17 protein-coding genes are annotated in these 17259 nt (G+C 69.0%); 14 read left to right on the forward strand and 3 right to left on the reverse strand.

Features of this window, described 5'->3' with window-relative positions:
• Positions 1–76: 76 nt before the first annotated feature.
• The 5 genes from AFR_RS02880 to AFR_RS43325 are packed head-to-tail and all read left to right on the forward strand — an operon-like array spanning position 77 to position 3168.
• Entirely contained in the window at positions 77–463 is a 387-nt protein-coding gene (locus tag AFR_RS02880) for a fluoride efflux transporter FluC (RefSeq protein WP_023357798.1), read from the forward strand.
• Positions 460–816 carry a fluoride efflux transporter CrcB gene (gene crcB, locus AFR_RS02885; RefSeq protein ID WP_023357799.1) on the forward strand — a complete coding sequence of 119 codons (357 nt, stop codon included), beginning with the start codon at positions 460–462 and terminating at the stop codon, positions 814–816. The genes AFR_RS02880 and crcB overlap by 4 nt, the downstream gene beginning before the upstream one ends.
• Positions 817–852: 36 nt before the next feature.
• Entirely contained in the window at positions 853–1350 is a 498-nt protein-coding gene (locus tag AFR_RS02890; RefSeq protein WP_041840556.1) for a SigE family RNA polymerase sigma factor, read from the forward strand.
• On the forward strand, positions 1350–2393 hold the full coding sequence (locus AFR_RS02895) for a DUF4232 domain-containing protein (protein ID WP_023357801.1): 1044 nt from the start codon (positions 1350–1352) through the stop codon (positions 2391–2393). Before AFR_RS02890 ends, AFR_RS02895 begins: the two co-directional genes overlap by 1 nt.
• Positions 2394–2442: 49 nt before the next feature.
• Positions 2443–3168, forward strand: a complete 726-nt coding sequence (locus tag AFR_RS43325; protein ID WP_023357802.1) for a DUF4190 domain-containing protein — start codon at positions 2443–2445, stop codon at positions 3166–3168.
• On the opposite strand, the gene AFR_RS02905 is transcribed toward AFR_RS43325, so the two are convergent.
• Positions 3154–5427 carry a putative bifunctional diguanylate cyclase/phosphodiesterase gene (locus AFR_RS02905; protein WP_023357803.1) on the reverse strand — a complete coding sequence of 758 codons (2274 nt, stop codon included), beginning with the start codon at positions 5425–5427 and terminating at the stop codon, positions 3154–3156. The genes AFR_RS43325 and AFR_RS02905 overlap by 15 nt on opposite strands.
• A gap of 406 nt (positions 5428–5833) precedes the next feature.
• Between AFR_RS02905 and AFR_RS02910 the strand changes: the two genes are divergently transcribed.
• From AFR_RS02910 to AFR_RS02935, 6 genes are all read left to right on the forward strand, one after another.
• On the forward strand, positions 5834–6595 hold the full coding sequence (locus AFR_RS02910) for a DeoR/GlpR family DNA-binding transcription regulator (RefSeq protein ID WP_023357804.1): 762 nt from the start codon (positions 5834–5836) through the stop codon (positions 6593–6595).
• 81 nt (positions 6596–6676) lie between these two features.
• Positions 6677–8038 (forward strand): ABC transporter substrate-binding protein, encoded by a 1362-nt coding sequence (locus AFR_RS02915; protein ID WP_023357805.1) that lies wholly within the window; start codon positions 6677–6679, stop codon positions 8036–8038.
• Between the two features lie 57 nt (positions 8039–8095).
• Positions 8096–9028 carry a carbohydrate ABC transporter permease gene (locus AFR_RS02920; RefSeq protein WP_023357806.1) on the forward strand — a complete coding sequence of 311 codons (933 nt, stop codon included), beginning with the start codon at positions 8096–8098 and terminating at the stop codon, positions 9026–9028.
• Complete coding sequence (locus tag AFR_RS02925) at positions 9025–9885, forward strand: carbohydrate ABC transporter permease (protein ID WP_023357807.1); 861 nt, start codon at positions 9025–9027, stop codon at positions 9883–9885. The genes AFR_RS02920 and AFR_RS02925 overlap by 4 nt, the downstream gene beginning before the upstream one ends.
• Entirely contained in the window at positions 9882–10871 is a 990-nt protein-coding gene (locus tag AFR_RS02930; protein WP_023357808.1) for a zinc-dependent alcohol dehydrogenase family protein, read from the forward strand. Before AFR_RS02925 ends, AFR_RS02930 begins: the two co-directional genes overlap by 4 nt.
• Positions 10872–10995: 124 nt before the next feature.
• A complete protein-coding gene (locus AFR_RS02935) occupies positions 10996–12435 on the forward strand; it encodes an APC family permease (protein ID WP_023357809.1) in 1440 nt (479 codons plus the stop codon).
• Here AFR_RS02935 and AFR_RS02940 read toward each other — a convergent pair.
• Entirely contained in the window at positions 12425–12913 is a 489-nt protein-coding gene (locus AFR_RS02940) for a hypothetical protein (RefSeq protein WP_238547229.1), read from the reverse strand. The genes AFR_RS02935 and AFR_RS02940 overlap by 11 nt on opposite strands.
• Positions 12914–13084: 171 nt before the next feature.
• Here AFR_RS02940 and AFR_RS02945 point away from each other — a divergent pair, with 171 nt between their 5' ends.
• Both AFR_RS02945 and AFR_RS02950 read left to right on the forward strand, forming a co-directional pair.
• Complete coding sequence (locus AFR_RS02945) at positions 13085–13525, forward strand: MarR family winged helix-turn-helix transcriptional regulator (RefSeq protein WP_023357811.1); 441 nt, start codon at positions 13085–13087, stop codon at positions 13523–13525.
• A gap of 25 nt (positions 13526–13550) precedes the next feature.
• The gene (locus AFR_RS02950) at positions 13551–15320 is read left to right on the forward strand and encodes an MFS transporter (RefSeq protein WP_023357812.1); all 1770 of its coding nucleotides are present in this window, start codon (positions 13551–13553) and stop codon (positions 15318–15320) included.
• Here the strand turns inward: AFR_RS02950 and AFR_RS02955 are convergent.
• The gene (locus tag AFR_RS02955) at positions 15310–15897 is read right to left on the reverse strand and encodes a TetR/AcrR family transcriptional regulator (protein WP_052359308.1); all 588 of its coding nucleotides are present in this window, start codon (positions 15895–15897) and stop codon (positions 15310–15312) included. The two genes, AFR_RS02950 and AFR_RS02955, sit on opposite strands and share 11 nt — an antisense overlap.
• Before the next feature lie 78 nt (positions 15898–15975).
• On the opposite strand from AFR_RS02955, the gene AFR_RS02960 reads away from it, so the two are divergent.
• Positions 15976–17205 carry an MFS transporter gene (locus AFR_RS02960; protein WP_023357814.1) on the forward strand — a complete coding sequence of 410 codons (1230 nt, stop codon included), beginning with the start codon at positions 15976–15978 and terminating at the stop codon, positions 17203–17205.
• Positions 17206–17259: the final 54 nt, after the last annotated feature.

Genomic DNA, 17259 nt, shown 5'->3' on the forward strand with positions numbered 1-17259 from the left:
TCCCCGGAACGAGGCCGGGGGTGGACGCCGCCACGTCCGCCCCCGGCCTCCCGTGACTCTGGGCTAGCGTGAGCCGGTGCGCGAAGATCCGGACCTCCCGGTGCTGGCGGCGATCTCGGCCGGCGGTGTCGTGGGCGCGCTGGCCCGCTACGGCATCTCCACCGCCTGGCCGCACGACCCGCCGGCGTTCAACTGGGCGATCTGGACCGTCAACGTCACCGGGTGCCTGCTGATCGGCGTCCTGATGGTCCTGATCAGCCGGTTCTGGCCGGAGCAGCGCCTGATCCGCCCGTTCTGGGGTGTGGGTGTCCTCGGCGGTTACACCACTTTCTCCACCGCCACCGTCGACGTCCTGCACACGGCGCCGGCAACGGCCCTGCTCTACCTCACGGCCACCCTGATCGGCGCGATCCTGGCGGTCTGGGCCGGCACGGTCCTCGCGGAAGCGGTGGTCCGCCGATGACCCTGCTGCTGGTCGCCCTGGGCGCGGCGGTCGGTGCGCCCCTGCGTTACCTGACGGACCGCGCGGTCCAGGCCCGGCACAGCTCCGGCTTCCCGTGGGGCACGTTCACGGTCAACATCGCCGGATCGCTGCTGCTGGGCTTCCTGCTCGGGCTCCCCGTCGCCCCCTGGCTGGCCGCCCTTCTGGGTACGGGATTCTGCGGCGCCCTCACGACGTACTCGACCTTCAGTCTCGAGATCCTGCGCCTGGCCCGCGGGGGTGAGCGGTTCCTCGCTGCGGCGTACGCGATCGGCAGTGTCCTGGCCGGTCTCGGCGCGGCAATGGTCGGGGTGCTCATCGCGCAAGCGGTGTGATGCAACCTTCCGGCGGCCCTCTGGTGTCCTTGGACCATGAACCGCTGGGATGCACCGATGGAGTTCGAGGACTTCATCCGCAGCAGACATGCCGCGCTGCTGCGCTTCGCCCACGTGCTGACCGGTGATCCGCACGTAGCGCAGGACGTCGTGCAGGAGGCGCTGGAACGCGCGGGCATGTCCTGGCGCCGGATCCAGCGCAAGGACGACCCGGAGGGGTACGTCCGCCGGGCCATCGTGAACCGCCACCTCAACCGGATCCGGTCCCTGCGCCGGGAACGGCTGGTCGACGCCCCGCCGGACGCCGGATATCTCGACGCCGAGCCGCGCGACACGACGATCTGGAACCTGCTGGCCACCCTGCCCAAGAAACAGCGGGCGGCGCTGGTCTGCCGTTACTACCTGGACCTGTCCGAGGCGCAGACCGCCGAGCTGCTCGGCTGCTCGGTGGGCACGGTCAAGAGCAACAGCTCCCGTGCCCTGGCGAAGCTGCGCGCGGCACTGCCCGCGACGACGATCGGAAGTGGCATCTGATGGACCTGGAAACCGATCTGCGGACCGCCCTGGGCGACTCCCGTCACGAGCTTGTCCCTCCGCCGCACGCCACCGAGACGATCGTCCGCAACGTGTGTCGCCGCCGGCGTCGCCGCACGGTTACCTGGGCCGCGGCCGGGCTGATCGTGGTCGCTGTGGGAGTGCCGGTCGCGCTGCGTGTGTCGCCGTCCGATTCCACGGTCGTCACCGCGGACGGCACGGTGGGCTGGGTCGCCGAGCCGCTGGCGCAGGCGCCGCAGCTGGCCCGGCGCAGTCCGCGTCCCGCCGCGCCGGCCTGCGATCCGGCCAAGCTCAATCCGACCATCGGTTACGAAGACGTCCTCGCCGCGGACGGCACGATGCTCCGCAGTGTCGTGGTCACCAACCGGACCGACCGCCGCTGCACGCTGTCCGGCATACCGACGGTGAAGGGCACGCTGACGTCGACGGGTGCCCGGACGACGGTGGTCGCCTACCCGGTCGCGGACGAGCCCGGTGAGCTGCGCCAATATCCGGCGACGATCGACCCGGGCGAGGCGGCCCGCGTCGACGTGACCAAGGGCAGTGCGGGCTGCGACGCAACCGAGCTGACCGACGTGGTGCTGGAGTTCGGGGCACGGTCCTTCCCGGCCTCACCGAAGTCGGACGAGGTGATGTGCGCGCCGCGGGCCGGCTCCTGGTATGTCCGGCCGCCGCTGCTCAACGCACCGGTGATGGCGAAGATCAGCGCGCCGGCGCAGGTCAGGCGAGGGGAGACCTTCGACTACACGGTCGAGCTCACCAACGGCTACAACCGGACCTTCTCGTACGGCGGTTGCCCGGCGTACCGGCAGGAGTTCGCGGGGAGCAAGGGGTGGTTCCGGCTCAACTGCGGACCACGGAAGATCGGCCCCCACTCGTCGGTCACGTACGCGATGCGGGCCACCGTGCCGAAGGACGCCGAGAAGGGTGGCCGGCTGACGTGGATGGCGGCGATGCCCGACGGTGAGGTTGTCATCGCGAACCTCGACACGGGTGGCGTACCGGTCGAGATCGTGAAATGAGGTCCGGCAGGGACAGCGGATGATCATGAGAGTTGTTACGTTGCCCGGCGTGAACGAACAGCCTCCGGCCTACGGGGATGCCCAGGGCTTCGGCGCCGCGCCCGCCGGCCAGCTCCCGCCGCCTCCGGCGTACCCACCGGGCGCGCCCTACGCGAACTACCCGCCGCCGCCGCACCAGCAGCAACAGCACACCGGGACCAACGGTTTTGCCATCGCGTCGCTGATCTTCGGCCTGCTCGGTGGTGTGCTGTTCGGCATCATCTTCGGCATCGTCGCGCTGACCCAGATCCGCAAGCGTGGCCAGCGGGGCAAGGGCATGGCGATCGCCGGCCTCTCCCTGGCGGGCTGCTGGCTGCTGCTCATCGCCGGCGGCGCGACCTACGGCATCATCTCGGCAGCCAACGAAGGCCCGCCCGGGCAGCGTGCCGACGACAGCATGTCAATCTCGCGGCTCGAGGCGGGCGACTGCCTCGAGACCCTGGAGGAGACGACCTACGTCGGGCGCATGCCGGTGGTCGCCTGCACCACGCCCCACGAGGGTGAGGTCTACGCCGTGTTCGACCTGGCCGAAGGTCCCTGGCCCGGCGAGGAGAAGGTGCGGGAAGCGGCCGCGAAGCGCTGCAACACCGAGTTCGACCTCTACGCCAAGAAGTCCGACGTCGAGCTCGAGTTCTACTCGATCACGCCCGTGTCGAGCGACTGGTGGAGTGACCGCGGGGTGATCTGCATCGTCACCGACCCGGCCGGCAGGACCACGACGTCAGTGGCCGACTGAGCCGCCCGCGGCCGGGAAGAGCAGCTCACTCATGTCGTCGTCGGTGAGAGGCTCGGCGAAGTAGTAGCCCTGACCCAGCTCGCAGTTGCCGTCGGTCAGCTCGTTCAGCTGCTCCAGATCCTCGATGCCCTCGGCGATCGTGGACAGGTGCAGGGCCTGACCGAGCTGGATGATGCCCAGGGTCAGGGCGGCCGCGGTCGGCTCGTCACCGACGTCGTCGACGAACGACTTGTCAATCTTGATGATGTCGACCGGGAAACGGCGCAGGTACGCCAGGCTCGAGTAGCCCGTGCCGAAGTCGTCGATCGCCAGGCGGGCGCCCAGGCTCTTGATCTGCTCCAGCTGGTGCAGCGTCGACGGACGGTGGTCCACGAGCAGCGACTCCGTCAGCTCGATGACCAGGCACTCTGCCGGCAGACCGCTGTCCTCCAGCGCCGACGCCACCCGCTGCGGCAGATCGGCCTGGTCGAGCTGGACCGCCGACAGGTTCACGCTCACGGTCAAGGGCTTCTCGCCCACGCGGCGCAGGTTCCACTGCGCGGCCTGACGGCAGGCCTCCCGCAGGACCCATTCGCCGATCGGGACGATCATCCCGGTCTCCTCGGCCAGCGGGATGAAGTCCAGCGGCGGGATGATGCCCCGCTCCGGGTGCTGCCAGCGCACCAGCGCCTCCAGACCGGTGATCTCACCCGTCCGCAGGTGCACGATCGGCTGGTACCGCAGCTCGAACTCGTGCCGTACGACCGCCCGGCGCAGGTCGGCCTCGAGCTGCAGGCCCGCCTGGAACACCGCCTGCAGCGCCGGCTCGAAGATCTCGAAGCGGTCCTTGCCCTGCTTCTTCGCCTGGTACATGGCCAGATCGGCGGAGACCATCAGCTCCTGGGCCTCGTGCCCACCGGCGACCGAGTACGCGACGCCGATGCTGCAGCTGATGAACGTCTCCTTGCCGCCCAGCTCGAACGGCTCCCGCATCGCCTCGAGGATCCGGCGGGCCACGGGGACGGCCTCGTCGACACCGTGTGTCAGCGGCAGCAGCACCGCGAACTCGTCGCCGCCCAGGCGTGCGGCCATGTCGGCCGAGCGCAGGCAGCCGCGGACCCGATCGGCCACGGCGATCAGCAGCTTGTCACCGGCGGCGTGACCCAGGGAGTCGTTGACCACCTTGAAACGGTCGAGGTCGACGAAGAGCATCGCCACGCCCGCGTTCTCGTGCTCGGCGGTCACGAACGCCCGCTCCATGCGGGCCTGGAACAGCGCGCGGCTGGCCAGCCCGGTCAGCGAGTCGTGGAACGCCTCGTTCATGGCCTCCAGCGTGCGGGCGTCGGTCAGCGCCAGGCTGACGTGCTCGGCGAAGGCGCGCAGGACCTCCTGGGCCGGCTTGTCCCACTCGCGCGGCCCGGTGGAGGTGCCGACGGTCAGGCAGCCGACGACCTCGCCGTTCTCGTGCACGGGGACGGCCATCACGGCCTTCATCTTCGAGCGCACGACCTCGGGGATGGCGATCGGCGAATTGGCGTAGTCCTCGACCATGACCAGCTCGTCACCGAGCACGGCCAGGCCGGCGACACCCGCGGACGGCAGGGGCACCCGCTTCATCCTCGGCAGCACATCCGGGGGGAAACCCACGCTGGAGACCATGCTCCCGACCGACGGGTCGTCCTTCTCCAGCAGGTTGAGCGACGCCAGCTCCAGGTCCAGCAGCTCGGCGGCGCCGGCGGTGATGGCGTCCAGGATGTGCTGGAGCGGTGCCCGGCGGGCGATCAGCCGCTGGATCCGGGTCAGGTGCTCGAAGAGCCGTTGCCGTTCCTGCAGCGAGTCGGTCAGCCGGTCGTTCTCCTCGACCTGGAGGCGTTCCCTCTCGACGACGGTCAGGGCCTGCAGGCTCAGCTCGAGCACCCGGGCCATGCCGCGGAGCAGGCAGACGTCCTCGGCCGAGAAGTCCGGGCCGGTGCGTCCGAGGACCAGAACCCCGGGCGTCTGTCCGCCGATCGGGGCGCCGGTGACCGCGTACGCGGTGCCGGCCAGCATCAGCGTGCTGCGGCGACCGGCGGCGACCTCGGCCAGCACCTCCGGCCGCACCTGTTCGGCGGGTACGCCGAGGGCGGCGACCACGCAGTCGTCGATCACCAGCACGGCGACCTCGGCCTCCAGAGCGCGCGCAGCACACTCCACGGCCGCGAATTGCGCGGCCGGCCCGTCCGGCCGGTCAGCGACCGCGGAGAGGAACTCCGTCAGTTGCTGCGTTGCGAGCATGCCCATGACCCCGATTGTCGGTCCGCGAGCACCGGAGCTGAGGCGTTTCCCATGACCGTTTTCCGGTCGCGGCCCGGCCGATGCCCCACGAGGGGCCTTCATAAAGGTCCGGTAACAACCTTCAGGGGCCCGTGAAGGGCCGCCGGACGACCGATCACACACGCCCGGGCCTACCGAGCTCACACGCCGGGCACCACCTGGGCAGGATTTTGGGGCAATCGGGCATGACCTTCATCCTGCTTCGTGAGCCGATGGGATGATATTGGGCGGGTGGCGAGCCGACCGAAGCGGGCACAGATACAACAAAACTGCCGAGTCTGTGATGGCGGCCACACGTTTCACCGGTGTTACAAATGGTCCACGGCAGCCGCGGGTCGAGCGAATGCCAGGGGGAACGGGCCGGAGGTGCGGATTGAATGCGGATGAGCGGCAGCATCAGATCGTCGCACTCGCGCGGCGGCAGGGTGAGGTGGACGTTGCCAAACTGTCGGCCGAGCTGACCGTTTCCGCGGAAACCATCCGGCGTGATCTGCGACTGCTGGAAAAGCACGGTCTCCTCCGTCGTACGCATGGCGGTGCGTACCCGGTGGAGACCGCCAAATTCGAGACCGACCTCGCGATGCGCACCACGCGCGGGGTCCCCGAGAAGCGACGGATCGCGGCCGCGGCCGTCGCCCTGCTCGGCGACGCGGAGACCATCTTCATCGACGAGGGCTTCACCCCGCAGCTGATCGCGGAGGCGCTGCCGACCGACCGTCCGCTCACCATCGTCACGGCCTCGCTGAACACCGCGGCCTGGCTGGCCACGTCCTCGCCCGCGACCGTGCTGCTGCTCGGAGGCCGGGTCCGCGGCCGCACGCTGGCCACGGTCGACCACTGGGCCAGCACCATGCTGGCCGGTTTTGTCATCGACCTCGCGTTCGTCGGCGCCAACGGCATCTCCCGCGAGGTGGGCCTCACCACGCCGGATCCCGCCGTCGCCGACGTCAAGGCGCAGGCCGTACGCGCGGCCCGCCGGAAGATTTTTGCCGGCATCCACACGAAATTCGGCGTGCGCACGTTCTGCCGTTTCGCCGAGATATCGGATTTCGAGTCACTGGTCACGGACACCGGTCTGCCGGCGTCCGAGGCGCACCGTTATTCACGGCTCGGACCCCAGGTGATCCGGGTCTAAACCGAAATTCAATTCACCTTCAGTGCCGGGACAATCTTTTTCCGGCATGGCTCGTGCATTTCTTCAAACGGAGGATCTGCTGTGCAAAAACCAGGTAAGAAGCTCTCCTTCCTGATCGCGGGGGCCGCCGCAAGCGCCCTCGTGCTCTCCGGGTGTTCCGGCGCCGGATCGACCGGCGGCGGCGACGCCGCGGACAACACCATCACCGTGCTCATGGTCGGCAACCCGCAGATGGAGGACATCCAGAAGCTCACTGCCGACAACTTCACCAAGACGAGCGGCGTCACGGTGAAGTTCACGATCCTCCCGGAGAACGAACTGCGCGACAAGGTGACGCAGGACGTCGCCAACCAGGGCGGTCAGTACGACGCCGTCACCGTCGGCGCCTACGAGGTGCCGATCTGGGCGAAGAACGGCTGGCTGCACGAGCTGTCGACGCAGGCCGGCGCCGACTCGGCGTACGACACCGCCGACCTGATCAAGCCGATGGTGCAGTCGCTGACCGGCGACGACGGCAAGATGTACGCGGCGCCGTTCTACGGTGAGTCGTCGTTCCTCATGTACAACAAGGAAATGTTCGAGGCCAAGGGCCTCACGATGCCGGAGAAGCCGACCTGGGCGCAGGTCGCGGACTTCGCCGCGAAGCTGGACGACAAGAACAAGGGTGTCGCCGGCATCTGCCTGCGCGGCCTGCCGGGCTGGGGCGAGATGTTCGCGCCGCTGACCACGGTCGTCAACACCTACGGCGGCACCTGGTTCGAGAAGGACTGGACCCCGAAGGTCAACGCGCCGGAGTTCAAGGAAGCCGCGAACTTCTACGTCGACCTCGTCAAGAAGCACGGCGAGTCCGGTGCCCCGCAGGCCGGCTTCACCGAGTGCCTGAACACGTTCGGCCAGGGCAAGGCGGCCATGTGGTACGACGCCACCTCCGCCGCCGGCACGCTGGAGGACCCGAACTCGTCCAAGGTAGCCGGCAAGGTCGGTTACGCGTACGCACCGGTGAACAAGACCGAGTACTCGGGCTGGCTGTGGACCTGGGCGTTCGCGATGCCCAAGACCACCAAGAAGCAGGACAACGCCTGGAAGTTCATCTCCTGGGCCACCAGCAAGGACTACGAGAAGCTGGTCGGCGAGAAGCTCGGCTGGTCGCGTCTGCCCTCCGGCAAGCGCACCTCGACGTACTCGATCCCGGAGTACAAGGAGTCGGCCAAGGCCTTCGCTGACATCACGCTCGGCTCGATCGAGAACGCCAACCCGACCAACCCCGGTCTGCAGCCGCGGCCCGCGCTGGGTGTGCAGTTCGTGGGTGTCCCGGAGTTCGCGGATCTCGGCACCAAGGTCTCGCAGGAGCTCAGCGCGTCTCTCGCCGGTAGCAAGACGGTCGACCAGGCACTGAACGACGGTCAGAAGCTCGCCGAAGAAGTGGCGAAGAACTACAAGTAGTGCCGGCGGGGGCGCCGCCGAGCAGGTGGCGCCCCCGCACCGACCGGAAGGCCAGAAATGACGGACGTCATCACCCGGGCGGACGAGCACACCGAGGCCCCGCCCCCCGTCCCGACCAAGGGCGGCGCCAAGGACCGGTGGGCCCGGCGGGCTCCGCTGCTGCCCGCACTCGTCTTCGCCATCATCGTTACCCAGGTGCCGTTCCTGGTCACGATCTACTTCTCCACACAGAGCTGGAACGCCCTGCGCCCGGGGTCGAGGAAGTTCGTCGGCTTCGACAACTACATCACCGTGCTCACCGACGACCGGCTGCGGTCGGCGCTGCTCAACACGGTGATCCTCACGGCCGGCGCCGTCATCTTCTCCATGATTCTCGGGCTGGCCCTGGCCATCCTGCTGGACCGCAAGTTCCTCGGCCGGTCGATCGTCCGGACGATGCTGATCACCCCGTTCCTGATCATGCCGGTGGCGGCCGCGCTGCTCTGGAAGCACGGCATCTACAACCCGGACTACGGCCTGATCAACGGCATCTTCGGCGGCAGCACCGCCTGGGCGACGTCGTACCCGAAGACCGCCATCATCACCACGCTGGTGTGGCAGTGGACGCCGTTCATGATGCTGATCCTGCTGGCCGGCCTGCAGTCGCAGAGCAACGACGTGCTCGAGGCGGCCCGGGTCGACGGCGCCGGTGCGTGGCGCATCTTCACCCGGATGACGCTGCCGCACCTCCGCCAGTACCTCGAGCTGGGTGCGCTGCTCGGCTCGATCTACCTGGTCAACACGTTCGACGCGATCTACACGATCACGCAGGGCGGTCCCGGCACGGCGACGACCAACCTGCCGTACGAGATCTACCAGACCATCTTCAGCAAGTACGAGTACGGCGAGGCCTCCGCGGCCGGTGTGGTCGTGGTGATCCTGACGATCATCGTGGCGACCTTCGCCCTGCGCGTCATCTCCGGCCTGTTCAAGGTGGAGGAGGGCCGATGACCACGATTGCCGCACCGCCGTCCGGCGCCGCCAGCACCAAGACCCGCCGCAAGGTCGGGAACGCGGTCTGGGGTGTCGTCGCCTGGATCGCCGGGATCATCTTCGTCTTCCCGGTCATCTGGATGATCCTGACCAGCCTCAAGCAGGCCAAGGACGTCACGACCAACCCGCCGGTCTGGTTCTTCACGCCGACGTTCGAGCACTTCACCAACGTGTTCGACAGCAACATCACGCCGTTCCTGCTGAACTCGCTGATGGCCAGCGTCTTCTCCACCCTGCTGGTGGTGGTGCTGGCGACACCGGCGGCGTACGCGCTGTCGCTGCGGCCGGTGGCCAAGTGGAGCGACGCGCTGTTCTTCTTCATCTCCACCAAGATGATGCCCGTGGTGGCCGCCGTGCTCCCGGTCTATCTGCTGACGGTGAAGATCGGCATGAAGGACAACATCTGGACGATGGTCATCCTCTACACGTCGATGAACCTGCCGCTGGCGATCTGGATGATGCGGTCGTTCCTGCTGGAGGTGCCGCGTGAGGTGCTGGAGGCCGGTGAGGTCGACGGCGCGGGCCTGCTCACGTCGATCCGGCGGATCATCCTGCCGATCGTGTCGCCCGGCCTGGCCGCGACGGCGCTGATCTGCTTCATCTTCACCTGGAACGAGTTCTTCCTGGCGGTCAACCTGACCGACACGAACGCGAGCACGGCGCCGATCTTCCTGCTCGGTTTCATCTCCGGTCGTGGCCCGTTCCTCGCCGACCTGTCCGCCGCGGCGGTGCTGCTGTCGCTGCCGGTGCTGATCGCCGGCTGGGTGGCCCAGAACAAGCTGGTCCGTGGTCTGTCGATGGGAGCGGTCAAGTGAAGGCTGCCGTTGTTGTCACCCCCGGCACCATCTCCGTCGAGACTGTGCCCGATCCCACGCCGGGGCCACTCGACGTGGTGGTCAAGCCGGCGGCCGTGGGGATCTGCGGCACCGACCTGCACATCATGGAGGGTGAGTTCGCGCCGGCCTTCCCGATCATCCCGGGACACGAGTTCGCCGGGGAGATCGTCGAGATCGGCGCGGAGGTCACCGGGTACGCGGTCGGTGACCAGGTCGCGGTCGACCCGTCGCTGTACTGCGGGCACTGCTATTACTGCAAGCGGGCCCGCGGCAACCAGTGCGAGAACTGGAACGCGATCGGCGTCTCGAAGAGTGGCGGCGCCGCCGAGTTCGTGGCCGCGCCGATGGCCAACCTGTTCAAGCTGCCGTCGCACCTGGCGGCCCGGAACGCCGCACTGATCGAGCCGCTGTCCTGTGCCGTCCGCGGTTTTGACGTGCTGCCCCGCAACATGGCCGACAACTTTCTCATCTACGGCTCGGGCACGATGGGCCTGATGATGCTGGAGCTGGCCAAGCGGGCCGGCGCGGCGACGGTGTCCATGGTGGACCTCAATCCGGAACGCCTGGAGACGGCCAAGCGTCTCGGCTGCTCTGCGGCCGTGACCAGCGCCGACGAACTCGAGGCGCCGCGCGGCTGGGACGTGGTCATCGACTGCACCGGTGTGGCGGCCGCGATCAAGGACGGGCTCGGCCGCGTCGGACGCGGCGGCACCTTTTTGCAGTTCGGGGTGTCCGCGTACGACGCCCGGGTCGAGATCGAACCGTACGAGATCTATCGGCGGGAGATCACGATCACCGGCTCGATGGCCGTGCTGCACAGCTTCGACCGGGCCGGTGAGCTGATGGCCGCCGGTGTGCTCGACCCGGAGATCTTCATCAGTCACCGGTTCCCGCTCGACAGGTACGCCGAGGCCCTGGAGCAGTTCCGGGCCGGCATCGGCCGAAAAATCATCATCGAACCCTGATCAGAGGACAACGGCCGGCATCCCCTGGGATGTCGGCCGCTCTTTGTGCCAAATTTGTCACGTTCAGTTAGTAACTGATCACGAGTGGTTGCCAAATCGGTTCGACGTGGGTCTCAATGAAGCGGTGCCCCCGCCTCGTACCCCGGCCGCCGGGCGCCTCGGCGGCATGTCCATCGTGTTCCTGGCCCTCGCCGCCGTCACCCCGCTCACCGTGGTCGCGACGATCGTTCCCGACGCGTACGCGGTTGGTGAGCTTCTCGGTCTGCCTCTGCTCTTCGCCGGGGCGGGTCTGCTGCTGCTGATCTTCGTGGCCGGTCATGCCGCGATGTCACGCAGGCTGCCCCACGCTGGTCCGCTGTACTCCATCGTCACCCGTGGTCTCGGGCGGCCGCTCGGGATCGGTGCCGCCTGGCTCGCCGTGCTCTCGTACGGCGCACTGCAGCTGGGCCTGCTGACCGCGGCGAGCCGGTATCTCCCCGGCGTGCCGTGGTGGGCTGTTGTTCTCGGCGGCTGGGCGGTGGTTGCAGTCTGCGGCGTGCTGCGGCTCGCCGTGTCGGCTTGGCTGCTCGTGGTGCTGGTGCTCGCCGAGACGGTGGTGATCGTCGGGTACAGCGCCGCCGACGTGGTGCAGCCCGCCGGCGGGCAGATCAGCTGGGCGGCCCTCGCGCCCGCACAGCTCAGCGAGGTGCCGCGTCCGGCCCTCGGCCTGCTGCTGGTCGTTGTCGCGCTGACGTTCATCGGCTTCGAGACCGCCGCCGCGTACGCCGAGGAGGCACGCACCCCGCGCCGGACGATCACCCGGGCCACGTACCTGTCCGTCCTGCTCCTGGCGATCCTCTTCGTGACGGCGAGCTGGGCGATGACCGTGGCCACCGGGCCGGACCGGATCGCCGCCGAGGCCGGCGCCCGCGGACCGGATCTGGTCTTCGACCTGGCCGCGGCGCGGCTGGCGCCCTGGGCGGTGACGCTCGGCCGGGTGCTGGTGGTGACCGGTCTCCTCGCCGCGGCGATCGCCCTGCACCAGACGATCTCCCGCTACCTGTTCGCCCTGGGTCGTGAACGAGTGCTCCCACACCGTCCGACCTCGACGCCGGCGAGAGCCTCGCTGGTCCAGACCGTTCTGGTCGGGCTGATGATCGGCGGGGGAGCGCTGATCAAGGTTGATCCGGCGCTCCTGAGCCTGGCCGGTGGCCTGGGGATCCTGGTGCTCCTGCTCGGCGTCTCGCTGGCGGCGCTGCTCTTCCTCAACCGGCAGCCGGCCGGCGAGGGGGCGTGGAACCGCCTCGCCCCCGGACTGTCGACCATCACCCTGGGCGCGCTGGTCTACCTGGCGATCGACGAGCACCGGACGCTGGGCATCGTGGCCGCCGCCGTGCTCGCGCTGGGCGTCGTCCACGGCCTGGTGCTGCGGGCCGCGACACCGGTGACCTACGCCGGCCTCGGCCTGGGCGGTACGCCCGTGGTGGTGACGCCGTCGAAGCCGCCCGTGCGGGCCGTGCCCCGGCAGCGCGAGCCGGGTGCGCACCGGCCCGAACGGGTCAACCGCGAGGAGCTCACCGGATAGGTGGTGCCTCGTCGCCGAAGAACTCCTGGATCTGGGTCAGGGTCAGGTAGCCCTGCGGTTCGACCTCGCCGGCCTCGGGTGTCAGCGCCTTGTGGGTCACCTCGAGTTCGCGCGCCTGGTCGGGGAGGTCCGGCAGCGGGGGAACGGGTGGCAGTGCGCCCAGACCCATCGCCTCGCGGATCACCTCGAACATGCCGGTGACCTCGTGCACGGCGAGCGGGACCAGTTCCGCCGGGCGGTCGGTGTCCGGTGCGGCGCAGGTGAAGTTGGCGCGTACCCGGTCGTGGACCTTGCGGATGTCGGCACTCGGGCGCAAGTGGTCCAGGTGGCCTTCCGCCACTATCCCCAGCTCGCACTCCGGTACGCCGGACGCACTCCACCAGCGCAGCCACTCCGGATCGCCGTCCAGGGTGACCACCACGTGCTGCAGGGCGGCCATGTACGCCTGTGGCGACCGGCCGTCCACAGTGGTCCCCATGTGCGGGTGCAGCCAGCATGGCTCTCGACCCCAGAAGTCCATCACCGCATCGTTACATTTCGGTCATCGTCCGGCCGTGCATTGCTCACCCGCGCGTACGGGTGGATGAGCGTTTTATCACTTGTCCGAGATAGTTGTATAAGCCAGTGATATAAATCGGGAGTGCAGCCAGTGACCGACACCCAGCCGGAGAACGATCTTGTGGCCTACGGGCTCGAGCATCTCTACGACAGCCTCCGCCGCCTGACGCCGCGCAACGGGCTCAGCCTGACGGCCGCCTCGACGCTCAAGCGCCTGGCCCGGTGCGGCCCGCAACGACTCACCGAGCTGTACGCGGCCGAGGGTGTCACCCAGCCCGCGATGACCCAGCTCGTCACCCGTCTGGAGAAGGACGGGCTGGCCCGGCGCAGCAACGATCCCGCCGACGGGCGCGTCGTGCTGATCGCCGTCACCGACGCCGGCCGGGCCGTCGTCGAGCAGCGGCGCGTGGACTACGCCGCGGCGCTCTCGGCGGTCCTGGAAGGGCTCTCGGCCCAGGACCGTGCGGCGATCGTCGCGGCGCTGCCCGCCATGGAACGACTCGGCGACCTGATCGCCCCTCCCCAGACCTGACCACCCCGAAGGGGGTTTCCTCAGCGTGCTCACCGTCGACCATCCCCGGTACAAGTGGATCGCCCTGTCGAACACCACGCTCGGCACCCTGCTGGCCACGATCAACTCGTCGATCGTCCTGATCTCGCTGCCGGCGATCTTCAAGGGCATCCACCTCAACGCCCTCGAGCCCGGCAACGTCAGCTACCTGCTGTGGATGCTCATGGGCTACATGCTGGTCACGGCCGTTCTGGTGGTCACGCTGGGCCGTCTCGGTGACATGTACGGCCGCGTCAAGATCTACAACCTCGGTTTTGCCATCTTCACGGTCACCTCGGTGATCCTCTCGCTCGACCCCTTCGACGGTGGCGGGGGAGCGCTGTGGCTGATCGGCTGGCGGGTGCTCCAGGCCGTCGGCGGCGCGATGCTGATGGCCAACTCGGCCGCGATCATCACCGACGCCTTCCCGGCGAAGCAGCGCGGCATGGCGCTGGGCGTCAACATCGTCTCCGCGCTGGCCGGCTCGTTCATCGGCCTGGTCGCCGGTGGTGTGCTCGCCGAATGGGACTGGCGGTCGGTGTTCTGGGTCAACATCCCGCTCGGTGTGCTCGGCACGGTCTGGGCGTACCGGTCGCTGCACGACAGCGGTGTGCGGCGCAAGGCGAAGATCGACTGGTGGGGCAACGGGACCTTCGCGGCCGGCCTCACCGCGGTGCTCGCCGCGATCACGTACGGGATCCAGCCGTACGGAGGCCACACGATGGGCTGGACCAACCCGTGGGTCCTGGCCGGCCTGATCGGTGGTGGCCTGGTGCTGGTGGCCTTCGGCGTGATCGAGTCGCGGGTGGCCGAGCCGATGTTCCCGCTCGCGCTCTTCCGCAACGTGGCCTTCACCAGCGGCAACGCGGCCAATCTGCTGGCCTCGATCGCCCGCGGCGGACTCCAGTTCATGCTGATCATCTGGTTGCAGGGCATCTGGCTGCCGCTGCACGGGTACGACTACGAGTCGACGCCGCTCTGGGCCGGCATCTACCTGGTGCCCATGACGATCGGCTTCCTGGCGGCGGGTCCGCTGGCGGGATATCTGTCCGACAAGTTCGGGCCCCGGCCCTTCGCCTCCGGTGGCCTGCTCGTGATGGCGGCGTCGTTCGTCGGGCTGCTGCTTCCCGGCGACTTCAACTACGCGGTGTTCGCCACGCTGATCTTCATCAACGGCCTCGGCGGCGGACTCTTCGCGGCGCCGAACACCTCGCTGATCATGTCCAGCGTCCCGGCGAACATGCGCGGTGCGGCGTCGGGCATGCGGGCCACCTTCCAGAACGCCGGTCAGGTGCTCTCGATCGGCGTGTTCTTCTCGCTGATGGTCGCCGGGCTGGCGAGCTCGCTGCCGTCGACACTCAGCTCGGGGCTGACGGCTCAGGGCGTACCGGCGGCCACGGCCGGCCAGATCGCTCAGCTGCCGCCGGTCGGCACGCTCTTCGCGGCCTTCCTCGGGTACAACCCGATCGCCGAGCTGCTGGGCCCGCAGGTGCTGGGTGCCCTGCCCGCCGGGAACGCGGCCACGCTGACCGGGCTGGAGTTCTTCCCGCGGCTGATCTCGGGGCCGTTCCACGACGGCCTGGTGATCGTCTTCTGGCTGGCGATCGCGATGACCGTGGTCGGCGCCCTGGTGTCCCTGCTGCGGGGCCCGAAGCCCACCGAGACCTCCGACGACCCGGTCGCCCATGAGGCCGAGCTGGTCTCGGAGCTGGCGGAGGCGGCGCCGCTGACCCCGGCGGCCCGCATCGCCGGACCGCTCGACCCTGTTACGCGGTAGCGGCGTCGAGCAGAGCGGCGGCGACCATGCGCGACGTGGTCGCCGCTGCGGCGCTGCGGTCCATGCGGGCGCCGACCGAGGAACCGTCGTAGAGGACAACGAGCTGGGCGGCCAGGGCGTCGGGGTCCTTCGCGCCGGCGTCACGGGCCAGTTCGGTGAAAAGCTCGCGGGTCCAGGCGCGGTTCTCGTCGGACACCTGCTCGACGACACCACCGCCGGGTGACTCGGCGCTGGCGTTGTAGAACGCGCAGCCCCGGAAGGTCGTCGTCGCGGCCAGCTCGATCAGGCCGTCGAAGACGCCGAGCAGCCGGTCGCGGGGGTTGTCGTACTGCTCGAGGCGGGCGGTGATGCGCCGGCGGCGGCGCTGGTGCTGACCCTCGAGGTAGGCCCGGATGAGGCCGTCCTTGCTGCCGAAGCAGCTGTAGAGCGAGGCCTTGGCCACACCGGCGTGCTCGATGATGCGGTCGATCCCGACGGTGTGCACACCCTCGGCGTAGAAGAGCTCGTCGGCGGACGCGAGCAGCCGGTCGCGGGCGGAGGGCTTGCGCGACACGGCGGCAGGTGATGCAGCGGACATGTGTTTGACGATAGCAGACAGATCTGTCTAGTCTCGGTGCTTGCAGACAGACCTGTCTGTTCAATGCTGGGAGTTGTCATGACCTCAACGACCATCACGCCCGCCGCGTCCACAGACGAGCAGGCCGTCCGTCGTAAACGGCTGTCCCGCCCGGTGGCCTTCGCGGCCATCGCGGCCGTCTTCGTGACCTTCACGGCCGCGTCGAGTGCGCCCTCCCCGCTCTACGTCGTCTATCAAGAGCTCTGGGGCTTCTCGGCGAGCACGCTGACGGCCGTTTTTGCCGTGTACGTGGTCGGGCTGATCGCCGCACTGCTCGTGCTCGGGGCGCTCTCCGACCACATCGGCCGGCGGCCCGTGCTCGGCGCCGCGATCGCCCTGGAGATCGTCGCGCTGGTGCTCTTCCTCGCCGCCGGTGACGTGCCGGTGCTGCTGGTCGCCCGCTTCCTGCAGGGCATCGCCACCGGTGCCGCGCTGACCACCCTGGGCGCCGCGCTCGTCGACCTGAACCCGCCGCACGCTCCCGGCCGGGCGGGCCTGCTCAACAGCGTCGTGCCGCCCGCCGGTCTGGCGATCGGCTCGCTGGGCACCGGCGCGCTCGTGCAGTTCGCCCCCGGCCCCACGCACCTGGTCTACGCCCTGCTCCTGGTCGGCATGGCCCTCGCCGCGGTGGTGGTGCTGCTGATGCCGGAGACGTCGAGCAGGCGTCCCGGTGGCCGTTCGTCGCTGATCCCCAAACTGGGCGTGCCCGCCCGGCTGCGCGGCGCTGTTCTTGCTCTCGTGCCGATCATCGTCGCGAGCTGGGCGCTGGGCGGGCTCTACCTGGCCCTCGGCCCGTCGGTCGCGGTCGGCGTCTTCGGGCTCTCCAACCACCTGATCGGCGGCCTGGTGGTCACGCTGCTCTGCGGCACCGGCGCGGTGACCGCGTTTGCGCTGCGTACGTGGCCGACGCCGCGGGTGCTCACCATCGCCGGTGCGCTGCTGACGGTCGGCACGGCGGTGACCCTGGCCGGTGTCCTGACCGAGAGTGTGGTGCTCGGCGCCGTCGGCACCGTGCTCGCCGGCATCGGCTTCGGGGCGTCCGCGCTGGCCAGTTTCGGCACCATCGCACTGCTGGCCGCGCCGCACGAGCGGGGTGAGCTGTTCGCAGTGGCGCTGACCATCGCGTACGTCGCCTTCAGCCTGCCCGCGGTGATCGCCGGATTTGCGGCCACCTCGGTCGGCCTGCACACGACCGCGGTCGTCTACAGCACAGTCGTGGTGGTGCTCGGTGTCGCCGCCCTGGCCGCCCAGCGACTGCGCCGCACCTGACCTACCTGCTCTTCTGCGGTAACCCCCCGGCGTGGACGGCTGTTGAACAGTCGT

Source organism: Amorphoplanes friuliensis DSM 7358 (assembly GCF_000494755.1).
Classification (GTDB): Bacteria; Actinomycetota; Actinomycetes; order Mycobacteriales; family Micromonosporaceae; genus Actinoplanes; species Actinoplanes friuliensis.